The organism is Streptomyces sp. NPDC016562, from assembly GCF_043076955.1.
Lineage (GTDB): Bacteria > Actinomycetota > Actinomycetes > Streptomycetales > Streptomycetaceae > Streptomyces.
This window is the reverse complement of sequence record NZ_JBIBRZ010000001.1, coordinates 1,102,079-1,128,501: the sequence shown is the minus strand read 5'-3', so window position 1 is coordinate 1,128,501 and position 26,423 is coordinate 1,102,079. Positions and strand designations below refer to the sequence as shown.

General features: G+C 71.8%; 32 protein-coding genes. 12 read left to right on the top strand and 20 right to left on the bottom strand.

Translation table 11 applies throughout. The annotated features are described in order from the left end of the window. Nucleotides 1-5: 5 nt before the first annotated feature. A complete protein-coding gene (locus ACF059_RS05235; protein WP_361940453.1) occupies nucleotides 6-455 on the bottom strand; it encodes an SRPBCC family protein in 450 nt (149 codons plus the stop codon). A 196-nt stretch (nucleotides 456-651) separates the two neighbouring features. Between ACF059_RS05235 and ACF059_RS05230 the strand changes: the two genes are divergently transcribed. Continuing rightward, nucleotides 652-1,719, top strand: coding sequence for a mechanosensitive ion channel family protein (locus ACF059_RS05230; protein WP_392051580.1), 1,068 nt, complete (start codon nucleotides 652-654; stop codon nucleotides 1,717-1,719). Nucleotides 1,720-1,801: 82 nt separating this feature from the next. Continuing rightward, on the top strand, nucleotides 1,802-2,206 hold the full coding sequence (locus ACF059_RS05225) for a VOC family protein (RefSeq protein WP_392051576.1): 405 nt from the start codon (nucleotides 1,802-1,804) through the stop codon (nucleotides 2,204-2,206). On the opposite strand, the gene ACF059_RS05220 is transcribed toward ACF059_RS05225, so the two are convergent. From ACF059_RS05220 to ACF059_RS05195, 6 genes are all read right to left on the bottom strand, one after another. Then, entirely contained in the window at nucleotides 2,197-2,859 is a 663-nt protein-coding gene (locus ACF059_RS05220; RefSeq protein ID WP_392051573.1) for a DUF4230 domain-containing protein, read from the bottom strand. The genes ACF059_RS05225 and ACF059_RS05220 overlap by 10 nt on opposite strands. Nucleotides 2,860-2,915: 56 nt before the next feature. After that, the gene (locus ACF059_RS05215; protein WP_392051570.1) at nucleotides 2,916-3,038 is read right to left on the bottom strand and encodes a hypothetical protein; all 123 of its coding nucleotides are present in this window, start codon (nucleotides 3,036-3,038) and stop codon (nucleotides 2,916-2,918) included. Nucleotides 3,039-3,095: 57 nt separating this feature from the next. Then, the gene (locus ACF059_RS05210; RefSeq protein ID WP_392051567.1) at nucleotides 3,096-3,527 is read right to left on the bottom strand and encodes an ATP-binding protein; all 432 of its coding nucleotides are present in this window, start codon (nucleotides 3,525-3,527) and stop codon (nucleotides 3,096-3,098) included. Nucleotides 3,528-3,637: 110 nt separating this feature from the next. Next, nucleotides 3,638-4,594, bottom strand: a complete 957-nt coding sequence (locus ACF059_RS05205; protein WP_392051565.1) for an anti-sigma factor RsbA family regulatory protein — start codon at nucleotides 4,592-4,594, stop codon at nucleotides 3,638-3,640. Beyond that, on the bottom strand, nucleotides 4,591-5,025 hold the full coding sequence (locus tag ACF059_RS05200) for an STAS domain-containing protein (protein WP_392051562.1): 435 nt from the start codon (nucleotides 5,023-5,025) through the stop codon (nucleotides 4,591-4,593). Before ACF059_RS05200 ends, ACF059_RS05205 begins: the two co-directional genes overlap by 4 nt. A 9-nt stretch (nucleotides 5,026-5,034) precedes the next feature. Next, complete coding sequence (locus tag ACF059_RS05195; protein ID WP_392051559.1) at nucleotides 5,035-5,961, bottom strand: SigB/SigF/SigG family RNA polymerase sigma factor; 927 nt, start codon at nucleotides 5,959-5,961, stop codon at nucleotides 5,035-5,037. Between the two features lie 213 nt (nucleotides 5,962-6,174). Here ACF059_RS05195 and ACF059_RS05190 point away from each other — a divergent pair, with 213 nt between their 5' ends. Further along, nucleotides 6,175-6,519 (top strand): STAS domain-containing protein, encoded by a 345-nt coding sequence (locus tag ACF059_RS05190; protein ID WP_392051556.1) that lies wholly within the window; start codon nucleotides 6,175-6,177, stop codon nucleotides 6,517-6,519. An 81-nt stretch (nucleotides 6,520-6,600) separates the two neighbouring features. Here the strand turns inward: ACF059_RS05190 and ACF059_RS05185 are convergent, their stop codons facing one another. After that, entirely contained in the window at nucleotides 6,601-7,056 is a 456-nt protein-coding gene (locus ACF059_RS05185; protein ID WP_392051553.1) for an ATP-binding protein, read from the bottom strand. 183 nt (nucleotides 7,057-7,239) lie between these two features. Further along, nucleotides 7,240-7,851 carry a CGNR zinc finger domain-containing protein gene (locus ACF059_RS05180; RefSeq protein WP_392051550.1) on the bottom strand — a complete coding sequence of 204 codons (612 nt, stop codon included), beginning with the start codon at nucleotides 7,849-7,851 and terminating at the stop codon, nucleotides 7,240-7,242. A gap of 89 nt (nucleotides 7,852-7,940) precedes the next feature. Here ACF059_RS05180 and ACF059_RS05175 point away from each other — a divergent pair, with 89 nt between their 5' ends. Then, nucleotides 7,941-8,732: an MBL fold metallo-hydrolase gene (locus tag ACF059_RS05175; protein WP_392051548.1), complete on the top strand. Its 792-nt coding sequence runs from the start codon at nucleotides 7,941-7,943 to the stop codon at nucleotides 8,730-8,732. A gap of 67 nt (nucleotides 8,733-8,799) precedes the next feature. On the opposite strand, the gene ACF059_RS05170 is transcribed toward ACF059_RS05175, so the two are convergent. Genes ACF059_RS05170 through ACF059_RS05160 form a run of 3 tightly spaced genes read right to left on the bottom strand, consistent with a single transcriptional unit; the run spans nucleotide 8,800 to nucleotide 12,436 of the window. Next, on the bottom strand, nucleotides 8,800-11,166 hold the full coding sequence (locus ACF059_RS05170) for an FtsX-like permease family protein (protein WP_392051545.1): 2,367 nt from the start codon (nucleotides 11,164-11,166) through the stop codon (nucleotides 8,800-8,802). A 2-nt stretch (nucleotides 11,167-11,168) separates the two neighbouring features. Further along, a complete protein-coding gene (locus ACF059_RS05165; RefSeq protein WP_392051542.1) occupies nucleotides 11,169-11,933 on the bottom strand; it encodes an ABC transporter ATP-binding protein in 765 nt (254 codons plus the stop codon). Continuing rightward, on the bottom strand, nucleotides 11,930-12,436 hold the full coding sequence (locus tag ACF059_RS05160; protein ID WP_392051539.1) for a PadR family transcriptional regulator: 507 nt from the start codon (nucleotides 12,434-12,436) through the stop codon (nucleotides 11,930-11,932). Before ACF059_RS05160 ends, ACF059_RS05165 begins: the two co-directional genes overlap by 4 nt. A gap of 167 nt (nucleotides 12,437-12,603) precedes the next feature. Here ACF059_RS05160 and ACF059_RS05155 point away from each other — a divergent pair, with 167 nt between their 5' ends. The 6 genes from ACF059_RS05155 (at nucleotide 12,604) to ACF059_RS05130 (ending at nucleotide 19,871) form a co-directional block, all read left to right on the top strand. Next, nucleotides 12,604-13,878: an ABC transporter substrate-binding protein gene (locus ACF059_RS05155; protein WP_392051536.1), complete on the top strand. Its 1,275-nt coding sequence runs from the start codon at nucleotides 12,604-12,606 to the stop codon at nucleotides 13,876-13,878. 232 nt (nucleotides 13,879-14,110) lie between these two features. Continuing rightward, nucleotides 14,111-15,793, top strand: coding sequence for a glycoside hydrolase family 13 protein (locus tag ACF059_RS05150; RefSeq protein ID WP_392051533.1), 1,683 nt, complete (start codon nucleotides 14,111-14,113; stop codon nucleotides 15,791-15,793). Between the two features lie 103 nt (nucleotides 15,794-15,896). Next, nucleotides 15,897-17,228, top strand: coding sequence for an ABC transporter substrate-binding protein (locus ACF059_RS05145; protein ID WP_392051530.1), 1,332 nt, complete (start codon nucleotides 15,897-15,899; stop codon nucleotides 17,226-17,228). A gap of 10 nt (nucleotides 17,229-17,238) precedes the next feature. Next, on the top strand, nucleotides 17,239-18,579 hold the full coding sequence (locus tag ACF059_RS05140) for an ABC transporter permease subunit (RefSeq protein WP_392051527.1): 1,341 nt from the start codon (nucleotides 17,239-17,241) through the stop codon (nucleotides 18,577-18,579). Further along, nucleotides 18,576-19,508, top strand: coding sequence for a carbohydrate ABC transporter permease (locus ACF059_RS05135; protein WP_392051524.1), 933 nt, complete (start codon nucleotides 18,576-18,578; stop codon nucleotides 19,506-19,508). Before ACF059_RS05140 ends, ACF059_RS05135 begins: the two co-directional genes overlap by 4 nt. Before the next feature lie 99 nt (nucleotides 19,509-19,607). Beyond that, nucleotides 19,608-19,871 (top strand): GlsB/YeaQ/YmgE family stress response membrane protein, encoded by a 264-nt coding sequence (locus ACF059_RS05130; protein ID WP_360892107.1) that lies wholly within the window; start codon nucleotides 19,608-19,610, stop codon nucleotides 19,869-19,871. Between the two features lie 34 nt (nucleotides 19,872-19,905). Here ACF059_RS05130 and ACF059_RS05125 read toward each other — a convergent pair whose 3' ends face one another. The 8 genes from ACF059_RS05125 to ACF059_RS05090 form a co-directional block, all read right to left on the bottom strand. Then, a complete protein-coding gene (locus ACF059_RS05125) occupies nucleotides 19,906-20,244 on the bottom strand; it encodes a gas vesicle protein K (protein WP_392053066.1) in 339 nt (112 codons plus the stop codon). A 68-nt stretch (nucleotides 20,245-20,312) separates the two neighbouring features. Continuing rightward, nucleotides 20,313-20,528, bottom strand: a complete 216-nt coding sequence (locus ACF059_RS05120) for a gas vesicle protein (RefSeq protein ID WP_392051521.1) — start codon at nucleotides 20,526-20,528, stop codon at nucleotides 20,313-20,315. Next, nucleotides 20,525-21,370, bottom strand: coding sequence for a GvpL/GvpF family gas vesicle protein (locus ACF059_RS05115; RefSeq protein WP_392051518.1), 846 nt, complete (start codon nucleotides 21,368-21,370; stop codon nucleotides 20,525-20,527). Before ACF059_RS05115 ends, ACF059_RS05120 begins: the two co-directional genes overlap by 4 nt. Continuing rightward, on the bottom strand, nucleotides 21,367-21,807 hold the full coding sequence (locus ACF059_RS05110; protein ID WP_392051515.1) for a gas vesicle protein: 441 nt from the start codon (nucleotides 21,805-21,807) through the stop codon (nucleotides 21,367-21,369). The genes ACF059_RS05115 and ACF059_RS05110 overlap by 4 nt, the downstream gene beginning before the upstream one ends. 22 nt (nucleotides 21,808-21,829) lie before the next feature. Beyond that, nucleotides 21,830-22,078 (bottom strand): gas vesicle protein GvpG, encoded by a 249-nt coding sequence (locus tag ACF059_RS05105; RefSeq protein WP_361940519.1) that lies wholly within the window; start codon nucleotides 22,076-22,078, stop codon nucleotides 21,830-21,832. A gap of 37 nt (nucleotides 22,079-22,115) precedes the next feature. Continuing rightward, nucleotides 22,116-22,832, bottom strand: coding sequence for a GvpL/GvpF family gas vesicle protein (locus tag ACF059_RS05100; protein WP_392051512.1), 717 nt, complete (start codon nucleotides 22,830-22,832; stop codon nucleotides 22,116-22,118). Nucleotides 22,833-22,835: 3 nt separating this feature from the next. Next, nucleotides 22,836-23,300, bottom strand: coding sequence for a gas vesicle structural protein GvpA (locus tag ACF059_RS05095; protein ID WP_392051509.1), 465 nt, complete (start codon nucleotides 23,298-23,300; stop codon nucleotides 22,836-22,838). Nucleotides 23,301-23,328: 28 nt separating this feature from the next. After that, the gene (locus ACF059_RS05090) at nucleotides 23,329-23,703 is read right to left on the bottom strand and encodes a gas vesicle protein (protein ID WP_392051506.1); all 375 of its coding nucleotides are present in this window, start codon (nucleotides 23,701-23,703) and stop codon (nucleotides 23,329-23,331) included. Nucleotides 23,704-23,836: 133 nt separating this feature from the next. On the opposite strand from ACF059_RS05090, the gene ACF059_RS05085 reads away from it, so the two are divergent. Together ACF059_RS05085 and ACF059_RS05080 are read left to right on the top strand one after the other, a co-directional pair. Further along, a complete protein-coding gene (locus ACF059_RS05085) occupies nucleotides 23,837-24,943 on the top strand; it encodes a histone protein (protein WP_392051503.1) in 1,107 nt (368 codons plus the stop codon). 4 nt (nucleotides 24,944-24,947) lie between these two features. Next, complete coding sequence (locus tag ACF059_RS05080) at nucleotides 24,948-26,045, top strand: SRPBCC family protein (protein ID WP_392051500.1); 1,098 nt, start codon at nucleotides 24,948-24,950, stop codon at nucleotides 26,043-26,045. The last annotated feature ends 378 nt before the right edge of the window (nucleotides 26,046-26,423 follow it).

Here is a 26,423-nt window from a genome sequence, read left to right as displayed (position 1 = left end):
CGCGATCAGACCTCGCCGCGCCAGGCGCCCGTCTCGACCCCGCGCGACTCGATGAACATCTTGAAGCGCTTGAGGTCACCCCCCACCTGACGCTTCACGAAGCCCAGCTTGTCGGCGGCCGCCTCGGCCAGACCGTCGGGCACCCAGTTCATGTGCAGGACGACCTTCGTGGTGGTGGCGTCGATCGGCTGGAAGGTCACCAGCCCGGCCTGACGGGCCTCGCCGTCGACCGTCATCCACGCCACGCGCCGGTCCGGGAGCTGCTCGGTGATCTGCGCGTCGAACTCGCGCTGCACGCCGTTCACGTTCGTCACCCAGTGGGTGAGCGTGTCGGAGCGCTGCTCGACGCGTTCGACCCCCTCCATGAAGGCGGGGAAGTCCTCGAACTGCGTCCACTGGTTGTACGCCGTCCGTACGGGAACATTGACCTCGACGTACTCCTCGACGTGCGACATGTGCACCCTTTCCGTGTCATCGGCACCCCGCACCCTGAAGTGCGGGTCGTCCGTCAGGACGTCTTGAGGCGCGGGTACCCGCCCCTGGCTGCGCCATGCACCGGCCCCGGCCCGCCCCGAGGTGCGCGCCTGTGTCAGCTCCCTCGCGTGGGGCAGGCGCGTGCGGGTCCATGCCACCTACCTGCGCCGAGGCGATATGAACAGCGCTCTTCTCCTGCCGACCGTCCTGGGGGGCTCGATCCTGGTCACCGCCGTGGCCGGATGGGCCGTCGACCTGCTGCTGCGCCGCGTCGACGCGAAACACCCGGAAACACCCCTGTGGCACCTGCTGCGGCGCTGCCGCCGCGCCCTGCAGATCGTGCTGCTCGCCGCCCTGCTCCAGGGCTCCTTCCGGCAGATCGCATGGCCGCCGCTGCGGGACAACGCGGCCACGGTGAGCCGGATCCTGTCGCTGGCCCTGATCGGTGCGGGAGCCTGGCTGATCGTGGCGGTGGCCTCCGCCGTCGTCGAGTCGGGGTACGCCCGCTACGCCACCGGCACCCGCGACCCGGCCCGGGTGCGCCGGGTCCGCACCCAGGTGACATTGATCATGCGCGTCGTCACGGTCGTGGTGGGCGTCGTCGCCGCCGCCGCGATGCTGCTCACCTTCCCCAGCTTCCGGGCGCTCGGCACCTCTCTGCTCGCCTCGGCGGGGATCATCGGCATCGTGGCCGGCGTCGCGGCCCAGTCCACCCTCGGAAACCTCTTCGCGGGCTTCCAGATCGCCTTCGGCGACATGGTGCGCATAGGTGACACCGTCGTCGTCGCGGGGGAGTGGGGAGTGGTCGAGGACATCACCCTGACCTTCCTCGCCGTACGCACCTGGGACGAGCGCCGGCTCACCATGCCCGTCTCCTACTTCACCACGCGGCCGTTCGAGAACTGGTCCCGCGGCGGCGTCCAGATGACCGGCACGGTCTTCGTCCACTGCGACCACAGCGCGCCCGTCGACCGCATGCGCGAGAAGGTCCACGAGATCCTGCTCGCCTGCCCGGAGTGGGACGGCCGCGCCTGGGACCTCGCCGTCACGGAGACGACGCCCTCCACCATGGTGGTGCGCGCCATCGTCACGGCGAAGGACGCCGACGACCTGTGGACGGTGCGCTGCGCCGTACGGGAGCAGCTGATCGGCTGGCTCGCGGAGAAGCACCCGGACGCCCTGCCCCGCGTCCTCGTGGGACCCGCATCGGGAGCCCAGGACACGGACGCCGGCCGCACCCTGTGACGGGGCGGCCCCTGCGGCCGCGCCGGCCCGGCAGTGGCCGTACGGCGCGTGTACGGACGACGACGCAGGGCACACGCGCTGCATGACCGTACCCAAGACCAGTGTCTTCGTCCTGGACTGCGCCGAGCCCGAGCCCCTGGCCCGCTTCTACGCCGAACTGCTCGGCGCCACCGCGGGCCCCGCCCCCGGTGACGGGGAGCTGTTCCTCGTCACCGGCGACGCCGGCGTGGTGCTCGGGGTCCGCCGTGATCCCCATCACGCGCCGCCGAGCTGGCCGCTCCCGGAGGACTCCCAGCAGGCCCATCTGCGGATCCTGGTGGCGCAGGAGCTCCTCGACGAGGCCGAGCGGGAAGCCGTGGCCCTCGGAGCGCGCCCGATGACGGCGGAGGAGGACGGCACCCGGCTGGACAACCGCACCACACTGCGGCGGTACGCCGATCCGGCAGGGCACTCGTTCGTCCTCGCCGCCGTCCGCGATCAGCCGTAGGCGACGGTCACCTCACGGAAGCCCAGCGAACGCAGCAGCCCCTCCAGCATCGACACGGTGTTCTTCTCGGCGCGCTCGGCGAGGCCGCTGTCCCGCGCGGCTTCGTCGATGTGCCGGACGGCGAGCTTCTGTACGGCCTGCTCACCGGCCGGATTGTCGGAGAACAGATCGCCGATCCGGTCCAGCAGGCCCCGCTGCTTCGACACCGCGTACGAACGCTCCGGGTCGAGGGCGGCCGTGCCGAGCACGGCGTGCGGCAGCCGGACCGAGGCCTTGGTGCGGTCGCCGTTCACCGTGACGTTGCCCTCGCTCAGTCCGCCCAGGTCGACGTAGCCGCTGACCGTGCCGGAGCCCACGTAGAGGGTGCGGGTGCCGCGGATCGCGTCCGGCAGGAACGCCGCGTCCTTCTCCAGGTCGACGACCACCTGGAAGGTGCCGACGGCCGCCTCGTAACGTTCCATGTCCTGGATCGACTTGAGCAGCGCCGGACCCGAGCGGTCGCGCGTCTCCTCGCCGAAGAGGCCCCCGAAGCCCGGGAGCAGACTGAAGCGCTCCACGAGCACGAGCAGCACCACGAGGACCGCCAGGCCGACGCCGATGCGTCCCCACCACGGGCGCCGTAAGCCGCCCGGCCGAGCCGAAGAGGTTTCCATACACCGCGGATACCCCGTGGGCGCCGGTCCAGCACGCAGCGTCCGCTACACGCCCTCTAGCGGTGGCCGGCGAGGGTGCGTACGAGGACGATCAGCGCGAAGGCGATGACGAGCAGGTGCACCCACGCGGGGCCGGGGACCGGGGCCAGGGACAGAGCGGTGAGCTGATGTGAGTCCATACTGCGCGCTTGCCCGCAACGGCCCCGTTGACGCCCCCTGTTGGGAAGACCGGCGGGTCAGTACCCCGCGGGCCTGCCGGTGGTCAGCCGAGAGGCGTCGATCTCGGCCCAGACGGCCTTCCCGCCCTCGTACGCCTGCGCGCCCCAGCGGTCCGAGAGGCGCTCCACGATGTAGAGGCCGTGGCCGCCCGGCACACCGCGCTGCGGGGACGGGTGGCGGCGCGGCAGCGTCGTCGCGCCGTCGTACACCTCGATGCGCAGGCGATCTCCGGCCGTGAGGACGAGTTCGTGACAGCCGTCGGCGTGCAACGACGCGTTGGTCAGCAGCTCGGACACCAGGAGCAGGGCGTCCTCGGCGGTCTCCGTCCCGTCCCACCCCCAGTCCTGCAAGGCCTGACGCGTGAAGTCGCGGCCCTTGGCCACGCGACCGCGGACGCCCGCCAGGGCGAGCCGACGACGCTGGCCCCCCACCGGGAAGCCCGCACTCACGGGATCACCCGTTTCCGGGCCTATGGTCTCCACTGTGGTCTCTCACCCCCACGTTGACGCTGGTATCTGCGTTCGGCACCTGCCCGTGACAGTCTAGGGGACCGCCGGTCTCAAGGCGTTGCCATGTGCAGTCGCAGCGTGAAGGCGGTCTCCGTGGCCCGGACCTCGACCAGATCGCACAGCTGGTGGATCATCCACAGACCGCGGCCGCCCTGGGCCGACGCCAGGGAGGGACGCCGGCGTCCCGCCAGGGGATCGGCCAGCCGGCCGGCGTCGTGGATCTCCGCGACGACTCCCGAGCCGGGGCCGGCGGTGGCCCACAGCCGCAGCGTGCCCTTACCGCCTCCGTGCGAAAGGGAGTTGGCCGCCGCCTCGCTGATGGCCAGGACGAGGTCACCGCGCCGGGCCGCGGTCAGGGCCGTGGTGCGGGCCCAGCCCTCGGCGTGCTCGCGCACCTCGGCCAGCCCTCCGTGGGAGTACTCCAGCCGGTACACCGCGCCGTCGTGCTCGGGCAGGGGCAGATCGCAGTCCGCGCAGACCGTGGAGGCGTCGGTGTACGCCGGGCTCACCAGGTCCCGGCCCTCCACGACCAGCGTGGGGTGCGTGCGCCGGGCCTCGCTCACCACCGAGGGCGCCAGGCCCGGTACGTCGTACGGGCACAGGATGGTGGCCGCCCGGCCGGCGAAGGCCGTGTTGATGAGGGCCTCGTGGCGGGTGGCCTCCCGCACCTCGGCGGGGGAGCGGCCGGGCCAGATCGGCTCGCCGACGATCCGGGCCGCCCGGCCCGCGTGCCGGTCGGCGAAGTCCTGCAAGGCGGCCAGGATGCGGCCGGGGTTGCGGCCCAGCTCCGTCATGTCCGTCCAGGTGACTTCCGCCACATCGTCCCCGAGGCTCTCGCGCAGGGCCGTCAGGTGCGGGCCCGGAACGGCGACGAGCACCGGCTCGTCGGCCGACAGGGCGGCACGTACGAAACCGCCCACGCCGGTCACGTATTCGGCGAGGTCCCGGTAGAAAAGGGCGGGGTGGACGAAGGCCCCGGGTCCGGCGGGCGCAGGAACTGTGATCATGCTGCGACCTCCAGCGCGGCGCATTCGTCCGGGAACATCTCCACTACCTTGCGAAGCGAGTATGGCGGGTCGTGGAGCAGCAGGCGTCGCCCCTCCCCCCTGAGAGCGGCCGAGGCCCCCACCAGAGCGGCGACCGCCGCCGGGTCCAGGAAGGTCACGGCGGAAAGATCGAGATGGACGACGGAGCCCGGAATGCGCACCACGGCGCCGAGCGCGGCCTTGAGGTCCTGCCGGGTGTCGAGGTCGCAGCTGCCGCTCAGGCGCGTGCCCGGGCGGTCCCGCAGGGGCAGGGCGTCCAGCGTGGTCACGGCGCCCGCCGCCCCTCCCGTCCGGGTCTGCCCGCACCGCGCGACCGCCGCCGCCGCCTCCCCCCGCTGCGCTTGCGCGTCGGTGGGGGAGACGGGGCGGTCGGGTCGGTGGTGGGACGGCATGGACTTGGCCTACACCCTGAGCATGCCCTCGCGCAACCGGGCGAGGGTCCGGGACAGGATGCGGGAGACCTGCATCTGGGAGATGCCCAGTTCGGCGCCGACCTCGGCCTGGGTCTTCTCCTCGCCGAAGCGCATCTGCAGGATCAGCCGGTCGCGTTCGTCCAGCTGTTCCAGCAGGGGAGCCAGGGTGTGGAAGTCCTCGAAGAGTTCCATGGCGGGGTCGACCTCACCGAGGCGTTCCGCCAGCGGCCGGGTCGTCTGGGCCGCCGTGGACGGCGCGTCGTCGTCCGGGCCCGCGGCGTCGAGGGAACCGCTGGTGTAGCCGTTCGCGGCCACCAGGCCGTCGATGACCTCGTCCTCGGACAGTTCCAGGTGCTGGGCGATCTCCTTGACCGTCGGCGTCCTGCCCAGGACGTCGGTCAGGGCCTCCTGCGCCTTGGCGAGCTCCATGCGCAGTTCCTGGAGTCGCCGGGGAACGTGCACGGCCCACGTGGTGTCGCGGAAGTACCGCTTGATCTCACCGACGATGTACGGGAGGGCGAGCGTGGAGAACTCGACCTCGCGTTCCAGGTCGTAGCGGTCGATGGCCTTGATGAGGCCGATGGTTCCCACCTGGATGATGTCGTCCATGTCCAGGCCGCCCCCGGCGGTCCGGGACCGGAAACGTCGTGCGGCGAACTGCACCAGGGAGAGATTCATCTCGATCAGGGTGTTGCGCGTGTACTGGTACTCGCGGGTGCCCTCTTCCAGGGTGCGCAGCTTCCCGAAGAAGACCCGCGACAATTCGCGTGCGTCGGCGGGTGCCATCTCGCGGGCGTTGTCCACCCGGAAAAGCTTGTGGTCCTGCGTTGGCGCTCCCGCCGTGCCTCGGTCACAAGCAGGGACTTGCGCCTCTGTTGCACGAATGGGGCCTGTAGCGGTGGCCGAGCGAGACATGGTGGCCGCTCCCTCCCGATTGACTAACGGCTGCCCGGGCCCTTGTGCCCCGGCTTCGCGGTTCTACACAACCTTCCTACCATTGATTTGTTCGCGGGGTCGTTTCGGGCGTCCCGAAGGCGCCGCCGTGGCCGGGGGAGGGCGGCGTTGCGCGAAGGAGCGGGCATACTCCCTTGAGGAGGACGTACAGGTGGCGAAGCCGGGGAGGCGGACATGACCGGAGCAGGGGACGCGCGCCAGCACGGTGTGGTCAAAGACGGCTACGCGGCGGGGGCGGGTTGGGTGGTGGCGGCCCACGGCGAGCTCGACCAGGACACGCTGACACCCCTGGAGGAGGCTCTCACGTCTGCCGTCGGCAGGCATCCGCTGGTGGTGCTGGACGCCGGAGCCATCACGTTCGGAGACTCCTCCTTCCTGAACCTGCTGCTGCGGCTGCACCGTCTGACCGCCCTGCGCATCGCCGCCCCCGGTGAGCAGCTGCGCCGGCTCTTCGCCGTGACAGGTGCCGATACCGTCCTCTCCCTGCACGAAAGTGTCGAGGACGCCCTCGCGGCGTAACGGGCGTGAGCTGTCGTGAGTCGGCGCGAATCCGCCTCGATTCACGTGGCCTTGTGTGGGGATTGTGAAGGGATGGGCCGGTCAGCCGGTGGGCGGGGCGGCCGCGTGCGGAGCCGGTCCACCGGTCGGCCGGAAGCACGCGGTGACCGCCTTGCCGCCATGGCACGCGTGCACGTCCATGGAATCGGCCAGGGCGTCGACGATCCCCAGCCCGCGACCGGACGTGGCGAACGTGGGCTCCCGGGCGCCCACGTCGGGGTCGGGCGCCCGGCGGCGGGGCAGCCGCGGATCGGCGTCGGCGACGCTCACGTGCAGGCAGGAGCCGTCCCAGGTCAGCACGAGGTGTGCGGTGCCGGCCGCGTGCAGGTGGGCGTTGGTGACGAGTTCGGAGACGCACAGCAGCACGGAGTGCACGGTGTCGGCCGCCGAACGGTTCCACTGCAGTGATGCCAGGTGCCGGGCGGTCCACTCCCGCGCCGCGCGGACGCCCTCCGCGATCGGAAACGAACGCGCCCAGCCCACTGCCTTGACCGCCATTGCCCTCACCCGCTCCTTCCGAAGTGCCGTGCGTCACTGCGCGTGTACCCGCAGCCCGCGCGAGCACCCGCTGTTTTCCCCGGCGGAATGCGCGCACGTGAGTGCGGGACCTCGGCGGCCGCGGATCCTGTTCTTTGACTCCGTGTCATCAGACCCTGTGCAGGGGGGATTTCGCGCCAGTCGTCACGCTCCGCCGGGCGGTTCGACGGTCTGGGTACGTCGGGCGTAGGCGCGGGCGGCCCGGGCGCGGTCGCCGCAGCGGACCGAACACCAGTGGCGACGGCCGTGGCGCAGCAGGTAGCGGTTGCAGGGGGTGGAGGCGCAGGCCGTGAGGCGTTCGGCGTCGGGGCCCGTGATCAGGTCGGCGGCGTCGTCGGCGAGGACCGCGAGGGCGTGTTCGACGATCAGGGCGGTCGGGTGCGAGGCGGCCCGGTACGGGCCGTGGGTGCGGTCCCAGTGCAACAGGGAGGCCGCGGGGGCGCGGGTGAGCGCGTCGTTGACGGCGGCGACGGCCCCCGGCAGGCCGGGGTGGCCGGCGACCCGCGCGGCCAGCAGTGATCTGACCTGCTCGCGCAGGGACCGCAGCTGCGCGGCGCACGTCTCCTGCAGGTCCACCTCGGCCGGCGCCAGGTCGCGCTCGATCAGCCACCGGTTGGCCGTGGCGGGGGTGCCGAGGAGATCGATGAACTGACCCCCGGGCAGGGCTACGGCGCTGTTGGCGAAGTCGAGCGCGGGGTGCTGCTCCGCGCCCGGTGCGGGGGGCAGGGCGGTCTCGGCGGTCACGTTCTCCTTCATGGCTCTCATGTTACGTCTTGCGTCCATCCGTGAGAACCCGTACGGTCCTTCACGGATGAACCGCTTCCTATCCGTGAGGTGCCCTTCCCATGGCTGACTTCAGCACGCCCAGCGAGCAGATCCCCGTCCGCGTCTTCGGCGGCCCCACCGCCCTCTTCGAGTACGGCGGGCTGCGGTTCCTGACCGATCCCACCTTCGACGCACCCGGCGACTACGCGAGGCCGGGCGGCCCGGTCCTCGCCAAGACCGCGCCCGCCTCCGGCAGCCCGGCCGACCTCGGCCGCGTCGACGTGGTCCTGCTCTCGCACGACGAGCACCCCGACAACCTCGACCGCTCCGGTCGGGCCCTCCTCGCCGACGTGCCCCTCACGCTCACCACCCCGGGAGGCGGGCAGCGCCTGGGAGGCGGGGCCAGGGGGCTGGCCGACTGGGAGGCGGTCGAGCTCGACCGTCCCGGCGGCGGCACGGTCACCGTGACGGCCGTGCCCGCCGTGCACGGCCCCGGGAAGCGCGAGGAGGTCGAACCGGTCACCGGCCAGGTCGTCGGCTTCGTCCTGACCGGGGAGGGCCTGCCCACGGTCTACGTCAGCGGCGACAACGCCTCGCTCGACCTGGTCCGGGAGATCGCCGAGCGCTTCGGCCCGGTGGACACCGCCCTCCTGTTCGCCGGAGCCCCTCGCTTCCCCGTCATCTTCGGCGGTGGGCTCCTCGTCCTCGACAGCGTCCAGGCCGCCGAAGCCGCCAGGATCCTCGGCGCCCGCCGGGTGGTGCCCGTCCACTACGACAGCTGGGCCCACTTCACCGAGGGCGGTGACGACCTGGTGGCCGCCTTCACCGCCGCCGGACTGGCCGACCGCCTGGACCTGGGCGACCGGGGCTGAGCGGCCCCGGGCCGAGCGGCCCCGCGCCGGCGTGAGGACGCTCTGATTCCCGGGACGGCCCCGTGGATCAGAGCGTCTCGCTCAGCGAGTCCGCCAGGCGCCGCCGGGCCGCCCGAGTCGCTGGCAGCGCCGCCGCCGCCACCGCACCCAGCACCGCCCCGACCAGCACCGTCGACAGCACCGGCCACGCGGGCAGCCGGGCGATCCCCGCGCCGATCCCGCTCGACGCGCCCTGCGTGTCCACCAGCCAGCGGCCCGCCAGCGCACCCACCGTCGTCCCCACCACCGCGGACACGCACGCGGTCAGACCGGCGGCCGTCACGATCACCGACCCGATCTGCCGGGGCGTCAGCCCGATCGCCTTCAGCGCGAGCAGGTCCCGGCCGCGCTCGCGTACGCCCGTACTGATCAGCGTCAGCAGCTCGGTCAGTCCGATCAGGGCCAGGACCGCGATCAGGGCGGCGATCACTCCGCGTGCCGGACCCAGCCGCTCGGCCGGATTGGGGGTCTCCCGCACCTCCAGCGTTCCGCCCGCCGTCGCGGCGAGCGTGCCGCTCACCGCCCGCGGATCCGCCCCCTCGCGCAGCTCCAGTGCGTGGAAGGCGGGCCGTAGCCGCGGATCGCGCTCCCGCAGGGCGTCGAGGGTCGTGGTGATCACCCGGCCGCCGGATTCGGGCTCGATGGTCCGGCCGACGAGGTGCAGGATCTGCGGCCGCCCCTCGACGGTCATCCGCACCCAGTCACCGACCCGTACGCCGAGGAGGTCCAGCAGGCCCTGCCCGGCCACCGCCTCGTCGGGACCGCCGACCGCGCGCCCTTCCACCACAGCGGAGGGGTAGGGGCGGCGGGCGGTGCCCAGCCCGCGGAGCGTGATGGTGCCGGTCTGACCCGGTACGAGCGCCGCCATCTCCGCGCCCGGATGGACCGCGGCGACGCCGGGAACGGCCGAGAGGGTCTTCTCCAGCTCCAGCTCCGGCCGCGGTTCCGGGTCCGACGGCACGGCGGCCTGGTGGGCCCGTACGGTCAGCGCCGCGGGCAGTCCGACCTGCGCGGGCCGGCTGCGGAACTGGTCCAGCGTCGACCAGGCGACGAGGGCGACCGTGATGAGCGTCAGCGGCAGCGCGAGCCGGGCCACCGGCACGAGCGTGCGGCCGCGCCGCGCGAACGCCGCCCGCCAGCCCAGGACCAGGGCCGGAGGCACCCGCATCCCCAGGGCCCGCCTGCCGAGTGCGGTCATCGGCGCGGCGGAGGGCAGCGCGGCCCGTGCCACCGGCACCGGGGGCACCCGTCCGGCCCGCCAGGCGGAGAGCCCGGTCGCCGCCGCGATCAGCAGCACCGCGCCCCAGGGGATGCCGATCATCAGCGCGGTGTGGCCGGGCAGGCCCTGCCACACCGCGGCCGCCTCGCCGATCCGCCCCGGTATCCGGGCGCCCAGAGCGGCGATCGCGGCCGTGCCGAGGGCCACCCCGAGCAGCGCGAAGGCCAGGTGCTGCACCAGGAAACCGCGGGTCACCTGGCCGGGGGTGAAGCCGATGGCCTTGAGGACGGCGATGTCCCTCAGCTGGCCGCGCACCCGCGCGCCGATCGCTCCCGACGCGGCCAGCGCCGCCGCGAGCAGCGCGCCGAGCCCGAAAACGGCGAACATCTTTCCCAGGAGCCGGTCGTCCCCGCCCGCCTCGGCCCGTGCCTGCTGCCACTTGGTGACCTGGGCGACCCGGTCCGCGCCGAGTACGGTCACCGCGCGCTGGACGATGAAGTCGGTGTCCTCCGGATCCTCCAGGCGCAGCCCCACGCTCTGTCCGGTGTCGCCGTGCGCGATCGCGTCGAGCGTGCCGGGCAGCACCCAGCCGATGCCGGGTCCGCCGCCCGGCCGGTAGCCCGGCTCCGCCACTTCGGCGATCCCGCTCACGCGCACGGCGTGCGGGGCGCCGTCCGGTCCGGTGACCCGCACGGTGTCGCCCGGCTCCGCCCACAGTGCCCGCGCGACCGAGGCCTCCAGCACGACGGCGCCCGCGCCCTGGTCGGTCCCGGCTCCGGCTCCGGCGTCGTCGTCCGACCGGCCCGGCCAACTGCCCGCCGTCAGGAGGGGCCGCCCGGTCTCCGCGGGCGGCTCGGCGGCCGCCCGGAGCGTCACCCCGGCTCGCGCGCCGTGCGAGTCGACCGTGGTCGCCGTCGTACGGAAAGGCCCCGAGAGGGCCGCGACCCCGTCCACGCCGGACAGCGCGTCCATGTTCGCGCCGGCGCGGGTGTGCAGCCAGATGTGCGCGCCGTGGGACTGGTTGAAGACGCGCTGCCAGGGGTTCGCGGCGTAACTGAACAGGGCGCCGGCCAGCAGGAGTGAGGCGATGACCCCGGCGCTGGCCAGCACGACGAAGAGGGCTTCGCCCCGGTGTGCGCGCACGTCGGCCTGCGCCCAGCGCAGAGTGGCCCGCACGCTCACTCCTTCAGTTCGAGTACGCCGGAAACGCCGCCGGGGGGTGTGCGGCCCGCGCCGCCGAGCTGCGCGTCGTCGGCTATGCGCCCGTCGAAGAAGCTGATGACGCGGTCGGCGGCACTGGCCATCCGGGCGTCATGGGTCACCATCATGATCGTCTGGCCGCGCTGGTGGAACCGGGAGAGCAGCCGCAGCACCTCGCGGGTGCCCTTGCTGTCCAGGCTCCCGGCCGGTTCGTCGGCGAGGAGCAGCGCGGGATGGTTGACCAGGGCGCGGGCCAGCGCGACGCGCTGCTGTTCGCCGCCCGACAGCTCACCGGGCATCGACCGTTCGCGGCCTTCGAGGCCCAGTTCGGCGAGGAGCTCGGCGCGGGACGCGCGGGCGGCCTTGGGCGAGGCGCCGGCCAGCAGGGCGGGCAGTTCGACGTTGTCGGCGACGGTGAGGTTGGAGACCAGGTTGAAGAACTGGAAGACGACGCCGATGCTGCGGCGCCTGAGGACCGCCCAGCGGGCCTCGCGGTAGGTGTCGACCCGCTCTCCGTCGAGCCACAGCTTCCCGCTGTCGGGCCGTTGGAGGCCGCCGATCAGATGCAGCAGCGTGGACTTGCCGGCTCCCGACGGTCCGGTGACGGCGACGAATTCGCCGGGCTGGACGGACAGGTCCACCCCGCGCACGGCGTGCACGGGCGCGCCCTCGCCGTGATGGGTCTTGGTCAGGCCCTCCGCCCGCACGATGGGCACGGCAGGAGCGGTGGCGTCCTCGCTCATTCCAGCTCCTCCTGACAGCGTTCGAGCCAGTCGAGATCGGCCTGCAGATGCAGCATGGCGCCCTCGATCAGCAGGTGGGAGATCTTGTTGTCGCGGTCCTCGGCCGCGGCCAGCTTCGACAGGTCCCGCATGGTGTTGAGGTACTGGCGCCGCTGCTTGTTGATCAGTGCGACCGGGTCGGCCAGACCCGATCTCGGTGCGAGCGCGAGCTTCATGAAGAACTCGTCCCGTACCCGGGGCTCCTCCGCGGTCTCCTCGAACCAGGCCAGCACGGCCTCGCGCCCGGCGTCCGTGAGCCGGTACGTGCGCTTGTTGGGGCGGCCCGCCTGCTCGACGTCCTCGCCTTCGATCAGGCCGCTCTTCTCCAGCCGGCCGAGGGTGACGTAGATCTGGCCGACGTTCGGCTGAGGGTACGCGGCGCCCAGGAGCTTCTCAAGGTCCTGCTTGAGCTCGTAACCGTGCGCAGGGCTACGGGTGAGGAGTGCAAGGAGCGCCAGCCGCACTCGCTCTCCCTCCTTCGCCCTCGGTAGTCAACGGTTCACCCGGCCACGGACCACGTGGCTCGGCGGCCCGCCTTCTCCGCCTGGGCGTCTAGTATCGCCCATGCCTAACGGGTATATATAGGCCGCGAGGTCGGCGGCGCAGCCGGATCGCGCACTGGGAGGAATCTATGCGGTGGATGCATGCCGCGGGTAGAGCTCTCCTGGTCGCGGCGGTGGTACTGGCCGGGTACGCGGGTTTCGGCGTCCGTACGGACGGGGGCGCGGCCTCGCAGGGCCGCGGGCCCCTGACGCTCGTGACGGCGGGCGACCTGACCGACTACCTCTCGCCGCTGCTCGACGACTGGAACCACGACCATCCCGGCGAACGCGTCACCCTCGTCGAACTGCCCGATTCGGCCGACGAGACCCGCGCCCAGATGATCAGCGAACTGCGATCGGGCCGCGACCGGTTCGACGTGCTGAACATCGACGTCGCCTGGACCTCCGAGTTCGCGGCGGCCGGATGGATCTCCCCCCTCGACCGCGACCGCTTCCCCCTGGACGCCTTCCTGCGGCCGGTCGTCGACACCGCGACCTTCGACGGCCGGCTGTACGCGGTCCCGTACGTCACGAACGCGGGCCTGCTCTACTACCGCAAGGACGTCCTCGACCAGGAGGGCGAGCAGCCACCGCGCACCTGGTCCGATCTGGTCCGCCAGGCATCCACGATCGCCCCGAAACACGGACTGGACGGCTACGCCGGGCAGTTTTTGCCGTATGAAGGGCTCACCGTCAACGTCACCGAGGCGGTGCACTCGGCGGGCGGCTCGATCCTGGAGGGCGACGGCGCCCGGGTGAGCGTGGACTCCGACGCGGCGCGCGCCGGACTGCGGTTCCTCGCCGACGGCGTGCGGGACGGCTGGATCGCGCGCGAGGCCCTCGGCTACAAGGAGGAGGAGTCCCGCAAGGCGTTCCAGGACGGCCGGCTGCTCTTCCTGCGGAACTGGCCCTACGTGTACGCCGACGCGAGCGCGGAGGGCTCGAAGGTCGCGGGCCGGTTCGGCGCCGTGCCGCTGCCCGGGCCCGACGGGCCCGGCACCAGTGTGCTCGGCGGGTCCAACCTCGCCGTCAGCAGCCATGCGCGGCATCCGGCCTCGGCGGCCGACCTGATCTCCTACCTCACCAGTGAGCGGGTCCAGCGACGGGTGCTCACCGAGGGCTCGCTGCCCCCGGTGCGCGCGGCGCTGTACGAGGACCCCGAGCTGATCCGCGCGTACCCGTACCTGCCGACGCTGCGCCAGAGCGTGCTGTCGGCGGTGCCACGTCCCAAGAGTCCGCGCTACGACCAGGTGAGCCTCGCCGTGCAGGCCGTCGGGCAGGACCTGATGGCGCTGCGTCAGACGCCGGAGCAGGCGGCGGAGCGTCTGGCGCGCGAGCTCGGGGCCATCTCCCGCAGGGGCTGACCCGCTCCGTCACTGCGTCGCTCCGTCACTCCCTCCCCTTCAGGGCCTCTACTTACATGTTAAGTAGAGGCCCTTCTCTATGCACTGGGGTGTTTCCGTACAAACCACCCCAGCTTTTCGCTGTTTCTGGACACATCGTTGACACCTTCCAGTCGCTGCTACTTAACATGCATGCATAACAGCGCCCCGATCTGGGGCGCTCTCGCATGCAGCAGAGACAGGTCGACGCGAGATGCTCAGCACCCTTCCGGCCGGCACCGGCCACCCCACCCGTAGCTCCACCGCGTCCGGCCCCTGGTGGCGCGACGCGGTGATCTACCAGGTCTACGTCCGCAGCTTCCTCGACAGCACCGGCGACGGCGTCGGGGACCTGGCCGGCGTACGGGCCGGGCTTCCCTACCTCAGGAAGCTCGGTGTCGACGGCATCTGGCTCAGCCCCTTCTACCCCTCGCCCCAGCACGACCACGGCTACGACGTCGCCGACTACTGCGGCGTCGACCCCGTCTACGGCGACCTCGCCGAGTTCGACCGGTTGGTGTCCGACGCCCGCCGCCTCGGGCTCAAGCTGCTGCTCGACATCGTCCCCAACCACTGCTCCAGCGAGCACCCGTGGTTCCGCGCCGCGCTCGCCGCGGAGCCGGGCAGCGCGGCGCGCTCCCGCTTCCACTTCGCCCCCGGCCGCGGTCCGGACGGGGCGCAGCCCCCCAACAACTGGCGCGCCATGTTCGGCGGTCCCGCCTGGAGCCGGATCACCGAGCCCGACGGCGCCCCCGGCGAGTGGTACCTGCACCTCTTCACGCCCGAGCAGCCCGACCTGAACTGGCGCGACCCCGCGGTGGGCGACGAGTTCGAGCGGGTGCTGCGCTTCTGGCTGGACCGCGGTGTCGACGGCTTCCGCATCGACGTCGCCGCCGGGCTGTTCAAGCACCCCGACCTGCCCGACTCGGACGATCCCGGAGCCGACGAGCGGGCCCGGGACGCCGTCAACCAGCTGGCCTGGAACCAGCCCGAGGTCCACGACGTGTGGCGGCGCTGGCGCTCGGTCTGCGAGGAGTACACCGCCCGGGACGGCCACGAGCGACTGCTGGTCGGGGAGGTGTCCGTGCCGACCGCGCGCGAGCACGCCGAGTACGTCCGGCCCGACGAGCTGCACCAGGCCTTCTTCTTCGACCTGCTCAGCGCACCCTGGGACGCCGACGCCTTCCGCACGACGATCACCGAGGCGATGCGCGACATCGCCGGCACCGGCTCCACCGTCACCTGGGTGCTCAACAACCACGACCAGGTCCGTACGGTCACCCGCTACGCGGGCGAACCCGGGGTCGAGGGCAGCGGACTGGGGGCCGCCCGCGCCCGCGCCGCGGCCCTGCTGATGCTCGCCCTGCCCGGCGCCGCCTACGTCTACCAGGGCGAGGAACTCGGCCTCCCGGAAGTCCTCGACCTGCCCGACGAGGTCCTCACCGACCCGATCTTCCGCCGCACCGGCAGCCGCAAACACGTCCGGGACGGCTGCCGCGTGCCCTTGCCCTGGTCCGGGCACGCCTCCCCGTTCGGCTTCAGCCAGGAAGCGCTCGGCGCCAAGCCGTGGCTGCCGCAGCCCGAGTGGTTCGCCGAACACGCCACCGACCGCGCCCTGGCCGACACCCGCTCCTTCTGGCACCTCTACCGCGACGGACTCCACCTGCGGCGCACCCTGCCGCAGCTCGGCGACGGCACCCTGCGCTGGCTGGACGCGCCGGCGCAGGTGCTGGCGATCGCCCGGGGCGACGGCCTGGTCTGCGCCGTCAACTTCGGCACGCAGCCTGTGCCCGCCCCCGTACGGGGAACTCCGCTGCTCGCCAGCGGACCCTGCCCCGACGGCGTGCTCCCCGCGGCGACCGCCGCCTGGTGGACGGGGGAGTACCCGGCCCCCTGATCCCCGGGGTGCGACGGCGACCCGGCGCCCCCGACCTCCCGACCTCCCGTCCCCACCTCCCCGCCCGACCTCCGCCCGACCCCGCGAAGAAAAGGACCTCATCATGCGACGACCCGGCAAGACGACCCGACGGACCACGGCCACCGGGGCGGCGGCCCTCGCCCTCGCCCTCGGCGCCACCGCCTGTGGCGGCGCCACCGGCCCCGCCAGCGGCGGCGAACTCAACGGTCAGACCGTGACCGTGGCAGGCGTCTGGACCGGCAGCGAACAGGAGAACTTCAAGAAGGTCCTGGACGCCTTCACCGCGAAGACCGGCGCCAAGACCGTTTTCGTCCCCTCCGGCGACAACGTCTCCACCTTCGTGGGAAGCAAGATCGAGGGCGGCAACGCGCCCGACGTGGTGATGGTCCCCCAGGTCGGCGTGCTCCAGCAGTTCGCCAAGGAGGGCTGGCTCCAGCCCCTGTCCGGCGAGGCCGCCGAGACCGCCGACTCCACCCTCGCCCCCGTCTGGAAGGAGTACGGCACCGTCGGCGGCACCTACTACGGCCTCTACTTCAAGGCCGCCCACAAGTCCACCGTCTGGTACGCCCCCGAGGCCTTCACGCAGGCCGGCGTCAGCGTGCCCAAGAGCTACGCCGACATGCTGAAGACCGGCCGCACCCTCGCCGACTCCGGCCGTCCGGCCTTCGCCATAGCCGGCGAGGACGGCTGGACCCTCACCGACTGGTTCGAGAACGTCTACCTCTCCCAGGCCGGGCCGGAGAAGTACGACCAGCTCGCCCAGCACAAGCTCAAGTGGACCGACGACAGCGTCGTCAGGGCCCTGACCACCCTCGGGGAGCTGTTCAAGGACAAGCAGCTCGTCGCCGGCGGCGCCCAGGCGGCGCTCGGCACCGACTTCCCCACGTCGGTCGCGCAGGTCTTCGGCCCCGAGCCCAAGGCGGGCATGGTCTACGAGGGCGACTTCGTCGGCGGCGTCGCCAAGGGCCAGTTCGGCAAGAAGCTCGGGCAGGACGCCACGTTCTTCCCGTTCCCCTCGGTCGACGGCGGCAAGATGCCGGTCGTCAGCGGCGGTGACGCGGCCGTCGTCCTCAAGGGCGGGAAGAACGGCCAGGCCGGCATGAAGCTGGTCGAGTTCCTGGCGAGCGCCGAGGCGGCCGAGGTCTGGGCCGGCGCGGGCGGCTTCCTCTCCCCGAACAACGAGGTCGACTTCGCCAAGTACGGCGACGACACCACGCGCAGCACCGCCAACTCGCTGATCGCGGCGGGCAATTCGATCCGCTTCGACATGTCGGACCAGGCCCCGGCCGCGTTCGGCGGCACCAAGGGCGCGGGCGAGTGGAAGGTCCTCCAGGACTTCCTGCGCGACCCGTCGGACCCGCAGGGCACGGCCGCGAAGCTCGAAGCCGAGGCCGCCAAGGCCTACGGGAACTGAGGCGCACACCATGGCTGAAACCCTGACCGCCCGCGCCGCGGCGAACCCGCGGCGCCGGGCCCAGCGAAGGAAACGCCGTCTCGCGGTCGTCTTCGTCCTCCCGGCCCTGCTGCTGCTCGGCGCGCTGGTCGTCTACCCGGTGGTCTTCTCCATCGGCCGCAGCTTCTTCGACGCCGGCGGCGAGCGCTTCGTCGGAGCCGGAAACTACGCGGCGATCATCGACGACCCGGCCACCCTCAAGGCGTTGCGCAACAGCACCATCTGGGTCGTCGTGGCCCCCCTCCTGCTGACCGGCCTCGGGCTGATGCTCGCCGTGCTCACCGAGAAGGTGCGCTGGGCCACCGCGTTCAAGCTGGTGCTCTTCCTGCCGATGGCCGTGTCGTTCCTCGCCGCGGGCATCATCTTCCGGCTCGCCTACGAACAGGACCCGGACCGGGGTGTGCTCAACGCCGCCGTCGTCGGCGTCCACGACGCCTTCACCGACCGCGCCGCCTACCCGACGGCCCGGGCCCGGGAGGGTCACGGCCTGACCGGCGGGGCGGGCGGGCCGTACCGCACCGAGGCGACCGTACGCCCCGGCCGCCCGCTCAGCCTCGGCTTCGTCGGAGTGGCACCCGACGCGATGCCCGCCGCGGCGAAGGCCGCGCGCCCCGCGGCCGACGCAGCGCCCGGCCCGGACGTGATCGCGGGCGTCGCCTACCTCGACTTCGCCCCCGGCGGCGCCGGCACGCCGGGCACGGTCGACCCGGGCGAGAAGGGACTGCCCGGCATGACGGTCGAGGCCGTACGGGACGGCCGCGTGGCCGCCCGTGCCACCACGGCCGACGACGGATCGTTCCGCCTCACCGGCCTGGCCGACGGCGAGTACACCGTCAGGCTGCCCGCGGCCAACTTCGCCGCCCCCTACCAGGGCGTGAACTGGCTCAGCCCGGCCCTGGTGACACCGGCCATCATCGCCGCCTACCTGTGGGTGTGGACCGGCTTCGCGATGGTGCTGATCGGCGCCGGCCTCGCGGCCATCCCGCGCGACGCGCTGGAGGCCGCGCGGATGGACGGCGCCACCGAGGGCCAGATCTTCCGCAAGATCACCGTGCCGCTGCTCGCACCGGTGCTCACCGTCGTCTTCGTGACCCTGGTGATCAACGTGATGAAGGTCTTCGACCTCGTCTACATCATCGCCCCCGGCCCGGTCCAGGAGGAGGCGAACGTACTGGCCACCCGCATGTGGCTGGTCTCCTTCGGCGGCGGCAACGACCAGGGGCTCGGCAGCGCGCTCAGCGTGGTGCTCCTGCTGCTGGTCGTCCCGGCGATGCTCTTCAACATCCGGCGTTTCCGAAGGAGCGGCGCATGAGCGGCCACAGCACCATCGAGCGCCCGCCGTCCCGGCGGACGGCAGCGCTGCGGCCCGTCCCCGCCCCGTCCGCGGCCGGGCCGCGCCGCAGGGGCCGGCTGTCGGGACTGCTGCGCAACTCCGTCGTCCAGGGCGTACTGATCCTCGTCGCCCTCGTATGGATCACCCCCCTGGCGGGCCTGTTCCTGTCCTCGATGCGCTCCGAGCGCGACAACGCCTCCGACGGCTGGTGGACCGCGCTGACCGACCCCTCGCAGCTGTCCCTGGACAACTACGGCGCGCTGCTGAAGGACTCCGGCATCGCGGAGGCCTTCGGGAACACCGTCCTGATCTCCGTGCCCACCACCGTCCTGGTGGTCGCCATCGCCGCACTGGCCGGATACGCCTTCGCCTGGCTGGACTTCCCCGGCCGGGACGGCATCTTCCTGGTGGTCGTCGGTCTGCTGGTCGTACCCGTGCAGATCGGGCTGCTGCCCGTGGCGAAGCTCTTCGGGGCGGTGGGACTGTTCGGGACGATCGCAGGCGTCGTTCTGTTCCACGTCGCCTACGGGCTGCCGTTCGCGATCTTCCTGCTGCGCAACTACTTCGCCGAGATACCGCGCGAAATGCTGGAGGCCGCCCGGATGGACGGCGGCAGCGAATGGCGCATCTTCTCCCGGCTCGTCCTGCCCCTGGGCCGTCCGGCCATCGCCAGCCTGGCGATCTTCCAGTTCCTCTGGGTCTGGAACGACATGCTCGTGGCGCTGCTCTTCGCGGACAGCTCGTCCCAGCCCCTCACGGTGGCGCTGCAATCCCAGATGCGGCAGTTCGGAAGCAACATCGGCGTCCTCGCGCCGGGTGCGTTCCTGTCCCTGGTGGTCCCGCTGGTCGTCTTCTTCGCCTTCCAGCGGCACTTCGTCCAAGGCGTGATGGCGGGCTCGGTGAAATAGCCGCCCCGTCCGGCATCCGACCGCGGTTTGAAATGCGAAAGGCGGGCAAACGGACTTACACAGGCTTTATGTGATGTATGTGGAGAGAAGGGGCGTGCCATGGGCATCATCAGCTGGATCGTGCTGGGACTGCTCGCCGGCATCATCGCGAAGTTCCTGATGCCCGGCAAGGACCCGGGCGGCTGCATCGTCACCCCGCTCATCGGCATCGCCGGAGGCCTCCTGGGCGGCTGGCTCGGCAAGGTCATCTTCGGCGTCGACTCCGTCGACGGCTTCTTCGAGCTCTCCACCTGGATCGCCGCCATCGTCGGTTCCCTCATCCTGCTCCTCCTCTACCGGCTCTTCGTCCGGGCCAGGGACTGAGCCGGGGCCGTGGTCGGCCTCCCATTCCCCGCCTTCAGTCCCCACGGGGGAGCAGGGGGCCGAGCGGGCCCAGGTCGAGGTTGAGGTCTTCCAGTGCGTAGCCGTGTTCGGCGCACAGGTCGGCGAGGCTGTCGTGGAGGGCGAGTAGGGTCGCGCCCAGCTCCTCTTCCTGTTCGTCGGTGAGGCCGCCCGCGTCCACGCGGCGCAGGGCCTGGCGTTCGATGAGCTGGCGCAGCAGTTCGACGAGGGTGAGGACGAGTTTGAGGAGGTCCTCCTCGACGCTCTCGCGGTCGGCGCGGATGCGCTGGGCAGGGCGAGTCGGCGCGTCCTGGCGGGCCGGGGGTGCCTGGACGAGCCGGAAGGCGCGCGACATGCCGTCGCCGACGTCCTGGAGCCTTCCCGGACGCGGATGCCCGTGCTCGGGCGGGCGTTCTTGACTGCTCACTGCGGGCCCCCGGACTCCGTCGGGGCGGGGGCGTCCTCCGAGCTGACGGACACGATCAGCGCCCGCAGGGAGATGCGGACGAGGTCGATGTCCGCGATCGACAGCACGATGTCCCCGGCCACCACCACTCCGCCGCTCAGCAGCCGGTCGAGCAGGTCGACCAGGGCCACCTGGCGGCCGGGCAGCGGCTCACCGTGCTCCGCGAGGGTCATGGCGCCCGCTCCTCGGTGCCGGCCGGGTCCGGGGCCTCGGCCGGTGGGCCGGCGAAGGAGTACGGGGCCCAGGGGCCGGTGACTTCGACGCGGAGGTCGGGGAAGTCGCGGGCAGCGTCCGCGAGGGCCGCCCGGAACTGCTCGGCGTGCTCGTCGGGGACGAGGTAGGCGTCGTTGAGTACGTTCTCCTGGGGTCCGGACAGAGCGCCGCTCTGCGGGGCGTGGCGTACGCGCTGCGTGGTGTAGCGGGCGGCGATCGCCTCGATGGCCGCCGCAGCCTGCTCCGCCTGCCCGTAGACCGCTTCTCGGACGTGGTGCTGCGCCCTGCGGCGCTGGAGGTACGCCTTGCCGGGGGTGGTGGGGGCGGCCGCACCGGCGTCGGCCGGGTGCTGGGGGGTGGCGGGGCCGGCGGGCGGCGGCAGGTAGATCTTGACGCCGTACTCCGTGTGGGCGTCGAGCTCGGCCAGGCGCCGGGCGAAGGTCTCGTGCTGCCCGGCGAGGGCGCGGCCGGCCCGGCTGTCGTTCTGGTACACCGTGGCCAGGCGCAGGGGCAGGACCGTGGCGCGGGCCGCGACGGCCTGCACGACGTCGTGGTGGGCGCGGGCGACCTCCTCCAGCCACCGCAGGTCCTCGAAGTGATCCTTCAGAGCCGTCTCGTCGAACTCGCCGTGCGGTACCGGGCTGACGACGAACGTGAGGGGGGCCGGTCCCGCGTCGGACGGATCGGCCAGGAGTCCCACCGGAGCCCCGCCGACGCCGCGCAGGGTGGCGAGGAGCTTCCCGAGCGGCTCGGTCTGGCGCGCGACGGCATAGACGTAGGTGAGGGGCTCGTCGGTGTTCACTGCGCACGCCCCCGCCGGGTCCCGCCGGCCGGCCCGCCGGGTTCTTCGGCGCGTTCTGCACCCTCCACGCTCTCTGTGCCTTCCGCGCCGGCCCGTTCGCCGATCCGATCGCGGCGCAGAGCCTCCAGCTCCGCGCGCAGGCGGCGGTTCTCCTGCTCCAGTGGGCTCCCGGTGTGACGCGAGGAGAGGGAGGGGTCGTGCTCCCACCAGTCGATGCCCATCTCCTTGGCCTTGTCCACGGAAGCGATCAGGATCCGGAGTTTGATCGTCAACAGTTCGATGTCGAGCAGGTTGATGCGGATGTCCCCGGCGATGACGATGCCCTTGTCCAGGACCCGTTCGAGGATGTCGGCGAGGCTGGACGAGGAACTGGACCCGTACGGCGCGGGCGCGCGGGACGGGAAGGATCCGAGTCGGCCGGGGAGGGGTTCGGTCACGGTGGCGGCCTCGCTTCGCTGGTCAGGTCGTCCGGTTCCGGAACGCTGCGATCTCCTGCAGGCGGTCGATCAGTTCGTCCTCCCGGAGTTCGAACTCCTCCTGGTCGATCTGCCCCGCGAGCAGTTGCTGCTCCAGGTCGGACAGTTCGCGCCAGATCGGGGCGGGGTCGTAGTACTGCTCCTCGGCCTTCTCCACGACGCGTTCGGCTACCCAGGTGACCGCCCGCACCGGCGCGAGGGGCAGCGTCAGCAGGTGCGTCAGCAGGCCCATGGTCCTCCTTCCTTCCGCCGAGAGCGGCCGCCGGTCCCTACACGAAGCTGTACGGGGGCAGCGGGCCGCTGAACCGCATGCTCACGCCGCCGCCGATCTCGCGGGCCAGGTTCGCCTGCGCCGACATGAAGTCGTCCTTCTTCTCGTCCGGTACCAGGAGCGACAGGTTGAGGAAGTCGTCCCCGGTGGGCGGATGCGTGACGTGTTCGCGGGCGAAGGGCACCAACGCCTCGACCAGACCGGCCGCCAGCGTCTGGTGCCGTGCCTCCACCTCGTGCGCGACCAGTTCGCCCAGGGCGAGCGGCAGCTGCGGATCCGGGTCCCCGGCACGGATACGGTCGTTGAGGTCCCGCGCCTCGGGCACGTCCCCGAGGATCTGGTGCAGCAACGGCGCCTCGTCCTCCTGCGCGACGCGTACGTGGTACTCGGCGCAACCCTCAAGGCGTTGCAGCGCGTTGAGGTAGGCGTCGGTGTTCTCCTCCAGGGCCTGACGCACCGCGAGTTCGTCCGGGGCGATGTAGCCGAACTGCATCGGCAGGACCACCCCGTCCGCCATCAGGCGCTCCTGCACCTCCTGATGGACGAGCAGGTCCCGGCGCTTGGGCAGGATCTCCTCGGAGACCTCGCTGACGACCGCGCACAGGGGCCCTGCCGTCACCGTGCGCACGGGCGTCTCCTGGGAACCGACGCCGTGCATGCCGTCGAAGCGGTGCGGATGGGCCTTGGCGGTGATCGCGTACACGTAGAGCGCCATCGGTTACTCCTTCTCCCGGCGTACGGGGCGCCGGGCGGGGCGCCGCCGCTTGGGGGCAGCCTCCATCTCCTCTTCTTCCTCGTCCTCCTCCGGCTCCTGCGAGCGGGACGACCTGCGGGACAGGGAGTCGGTCACCGCTTCGACGGCGCCGGTCAGAGCACCCTTCGACTTCCCGCGGGCGCCCCCTTCCACCATGTTCCCCACGACGTCGGGCAGCTGGGCCGGTGCCTTGCGGCCCGCTTCGAGGTCGAGGCGGTTGCACGCCTCGGCGAAGCGGAGGTAGGTGTCGACGCTGGCCACGACGATGCGTGCGTCGATCTTCAGGAGTTCGATGCCCACCACGGAGACCCGGACGAAGACGTCGATGACCAGACCGCGGTCGAGAATGAGTTCCAGGACGTCGTAGAGGCTGCTCGTATTGCCTCCCCCTCGGGCAACGGCGCTGCCACCCTGCGGCACCATGGTCATGGCGCCTCCTTTCCCCGGCGGCCTGCTCTCAGGTCGGCCGGTCGATCATTCCCCGGCTGTAGCGGCGGGTGCGTTCGTAGGAGACCAGCTCGCCCTCCTCGTCCAGAGTGACGCGGTAGCTGGCCATCACGCTGGTGGTGTCGGGGATGCGCTCCAGCTCCACCACCTCCACCTGCGCTTCCCAGCCGTCCTCGGTCGGCTTGAGCGAGGAGACGGAATCCGGGAACCGGCCGAGGAGCTCGGCGAGCTGTTCGGCGGCTGAGCGCATCGCCGCCGCGGCCTTGGGGACATTTGCCCTTCGCCGGGGGGCAGCGCGCCGGGACGGCTGCCTGCCCTGCTCCTCGCCCGTGTCGGCAGCGTGCGGAGGCACCCGCCGTGGGCGTGCAGGTTCTGCTGCGGCCATAAACCCCTCCCTCGGGGAGACGGCCTCTCACAAACCAGAATGTCATCAAATGCGCGCATAAGTCTTGCTGGGAGGGCAGGAGCCTCAGAGACCGCCCGCGCAGGGTCCGCAGCCCTTGTCAAAGGGGATGATCATGCAGGACACCACCAAGATCGCTCTTGCAGCCGCTCTGGCCGGGGGTTATGTGCTCGGCCGGGCCAAGAAGGGCCGTATGGCGTTCGCCGCCGCGACCTACCTCGCCGGCCGTCGCTTCGGCCTCGAACCGGGGCAGCTGCTGACGGAAGGCCTCTCCAAAGTCAAAGAGATGCCGCAGTTCGCAGACCTCGGCGATCAGCTGCGCGGGGAAGCCCTCGATGCCGGCAAGCGGGCCCTGAGCGCTGCGGCCGACCGCAAGCTGGCCAGCCTCGCCGACTCCTTGCACGACCGCACGAGCGAGCTCACTCGCGTCGGCGGCCGGCGGGACGAGGAGGACGAGGAGGGCGAGGAGGGCGAAGAAGAACCCTACGAGGACGAGGCCGAGTCCGAGGACTACGAGGAGGCCGAGGAGGACTACGGCGAACCCGAGGACGCGGCGGAGGAGGAGCCGGAGGAAGAGGAACCGGAGGAAGAGGAGCCCGAAGGGGAGGAGCCCGAAGAGGAGGAGCCGGAAGAGGAGGAGCCGGAAGAGGAGGAAGAGGAGCCGGAGGAGGAAGAGGAGGAGGAAGAGCCGCCACCCCGGCGTCGGACGGCCCGCAGCCGCGCCGACACGTCCCGGGCCGGTTCTGCGCATAAGGCCGAGCGACCGGCGAGCGCCTCCCGCAAGACTGCTCCGTCGCGGAAGACGGCTCCGGCCCGCAAGAGCGCCACCGCCCGAGAGAGCGCGACGGCCGACAAGAGCGCGCCCGCCAAGAAGGCGGCGCCCGCGAAGAAGTCCGCTCCGGCCAAGAAGGCCGCGTCGGCGAAGAAGGCGGCTCCGGCCAAGAAGGCCGCTCCCGCCAAGAAGGCCGCGGCGAAGAAGACCGCGAGCGAACGGCCGGCGGCGAAGACCACAACCGCCAGGAAGAGCGCCTCCGGTGCCTCCTCCAAGGCCGCACCCTCCAGGCCCGCCTCCAAGAGCACCGGAAAGGCGGCACCCGCAAAGCGGACCACGGGCCAGAGTCCCGCACGCAAGACAGCCGCGAAGAAGACCACGGGCCGCACCCCTGCACGTAAGACGGCCGCCAAGAAGACGACGGCCCGCAGGCCGTCCGCGCGGAGGTAGTGCCATGGCAACGTCACACCGCGCCAGCGACAAGGAATCGACGTCCGGGCTGGACCAGTTGCTCAGTGAACTGTCCGGCTACCTCTCCGCCCAGGCGGACCAGCTGGCCGAGAAGGCGACCGACAAACTCGGTGACATCACCGACCAGCTCTACGACGTGGCCGAGAACGGCGGCAAGCTCTCCGACGTCGGCGGAATCGGCGCCCGCCTCCTGCAAGGCGATTCGCCCCTCAAGGCCTTCGCCGGCCAGACCTTCGGCAATCTGAAGGACAAGGTGGCCGACACCGCGTCCCAGGTGTTCGGGGGCAAGGGAAAGGGCAAGGGCCGCAAGGGCGGCGCGAAAGTCGTCAACATCGTCGAGGCGATCGACGTGGGGCTGCCGCTGCGCACGGTGTACGACCACTGGACGCAGTACGAGAACTTCAGCAGCTTCGCCAAAGGCGTGCGCGACGTGTCACGCGACGAGGACACCACCAGCGACTGGAAGGTCAAAGTCGGGCCGTCCACCCGCAGCTTCAAGGCGACCGTGCAGGAGCAGATACCCGACGACCGCATCGTATGGACCTCTTCGGGAGCCAAGGGCACGACCCGGGGCTGCGTGAGCTTCCACGAGCTCGCGCCCTCGTTGACACGCATCGTCATCGTGGTCGAGTACAACCCGTCCGGCCTGTTCGAGAAGACCGGCAACCTCTGGCGGGCCCAGGGCCGCCGACTGCGCCTGGACCTCAAGCACTTCCTGCGCTACGCCACCCTCAGCACCGAGGAACCGGAGGGCTGGCGGGGCGAGATCCAGGACGGCGAAGTCGTCCGGACCCACGAAGAGGCGCTTCAGGAGGAGCAGGAGGAAGAGGGCGAGGGAGAAGAGGAAGAGGGAGAGGACGAAGGCGGCGAAGAGGACGCGTACGAGGACGAGTACGCGGAGGACGACGAAGCCGGCGACGCCGAGGAGTACGAGGGCGAGGACGAGGCTGACTACGACGACGAGTCGGCCCCGGAGGCAGAGGACGAAGAGGACCAGGAGTACGACGAGGACGAGGATGCGGACGAGGATGCGTACGAAGAAGAACCCTCGCCCCGCCGACGCGCTCGCCAGGCCGCCTGAGGCGCTGGACGCCCGACGACGGCCGCCGGCAAGGGCCCGCCTACTAGGAGGCATCCGCGATGGCCGCCTTCAGGTTCAGGAGGAGCAGGCGCACGCGTCTGCGCCGGGCCCTTGCCCCTTGGACGCCCCGGTCCGTCATGCGCCGGATAGTCATGCGAGGGGCCGGGTGGGGAGCGCCCCTGACGATGTGGGCCATGCGGAAGGCGGTGCGGCGCTCGCTGCGCCGCGCGTTCCACGTAGCGCACCCCGCACAGCGACAGAGCGCCGGTCCGGCCGGGGGCCCCCCCCCCCGGGGGGGCCCCGGCCGGCCCGGGCGGCCCCCACCCCCCCCCGCACCCCGGCGGGCCCCTAGGCCTGGCCCCCCCCGGCTTGCCCCCG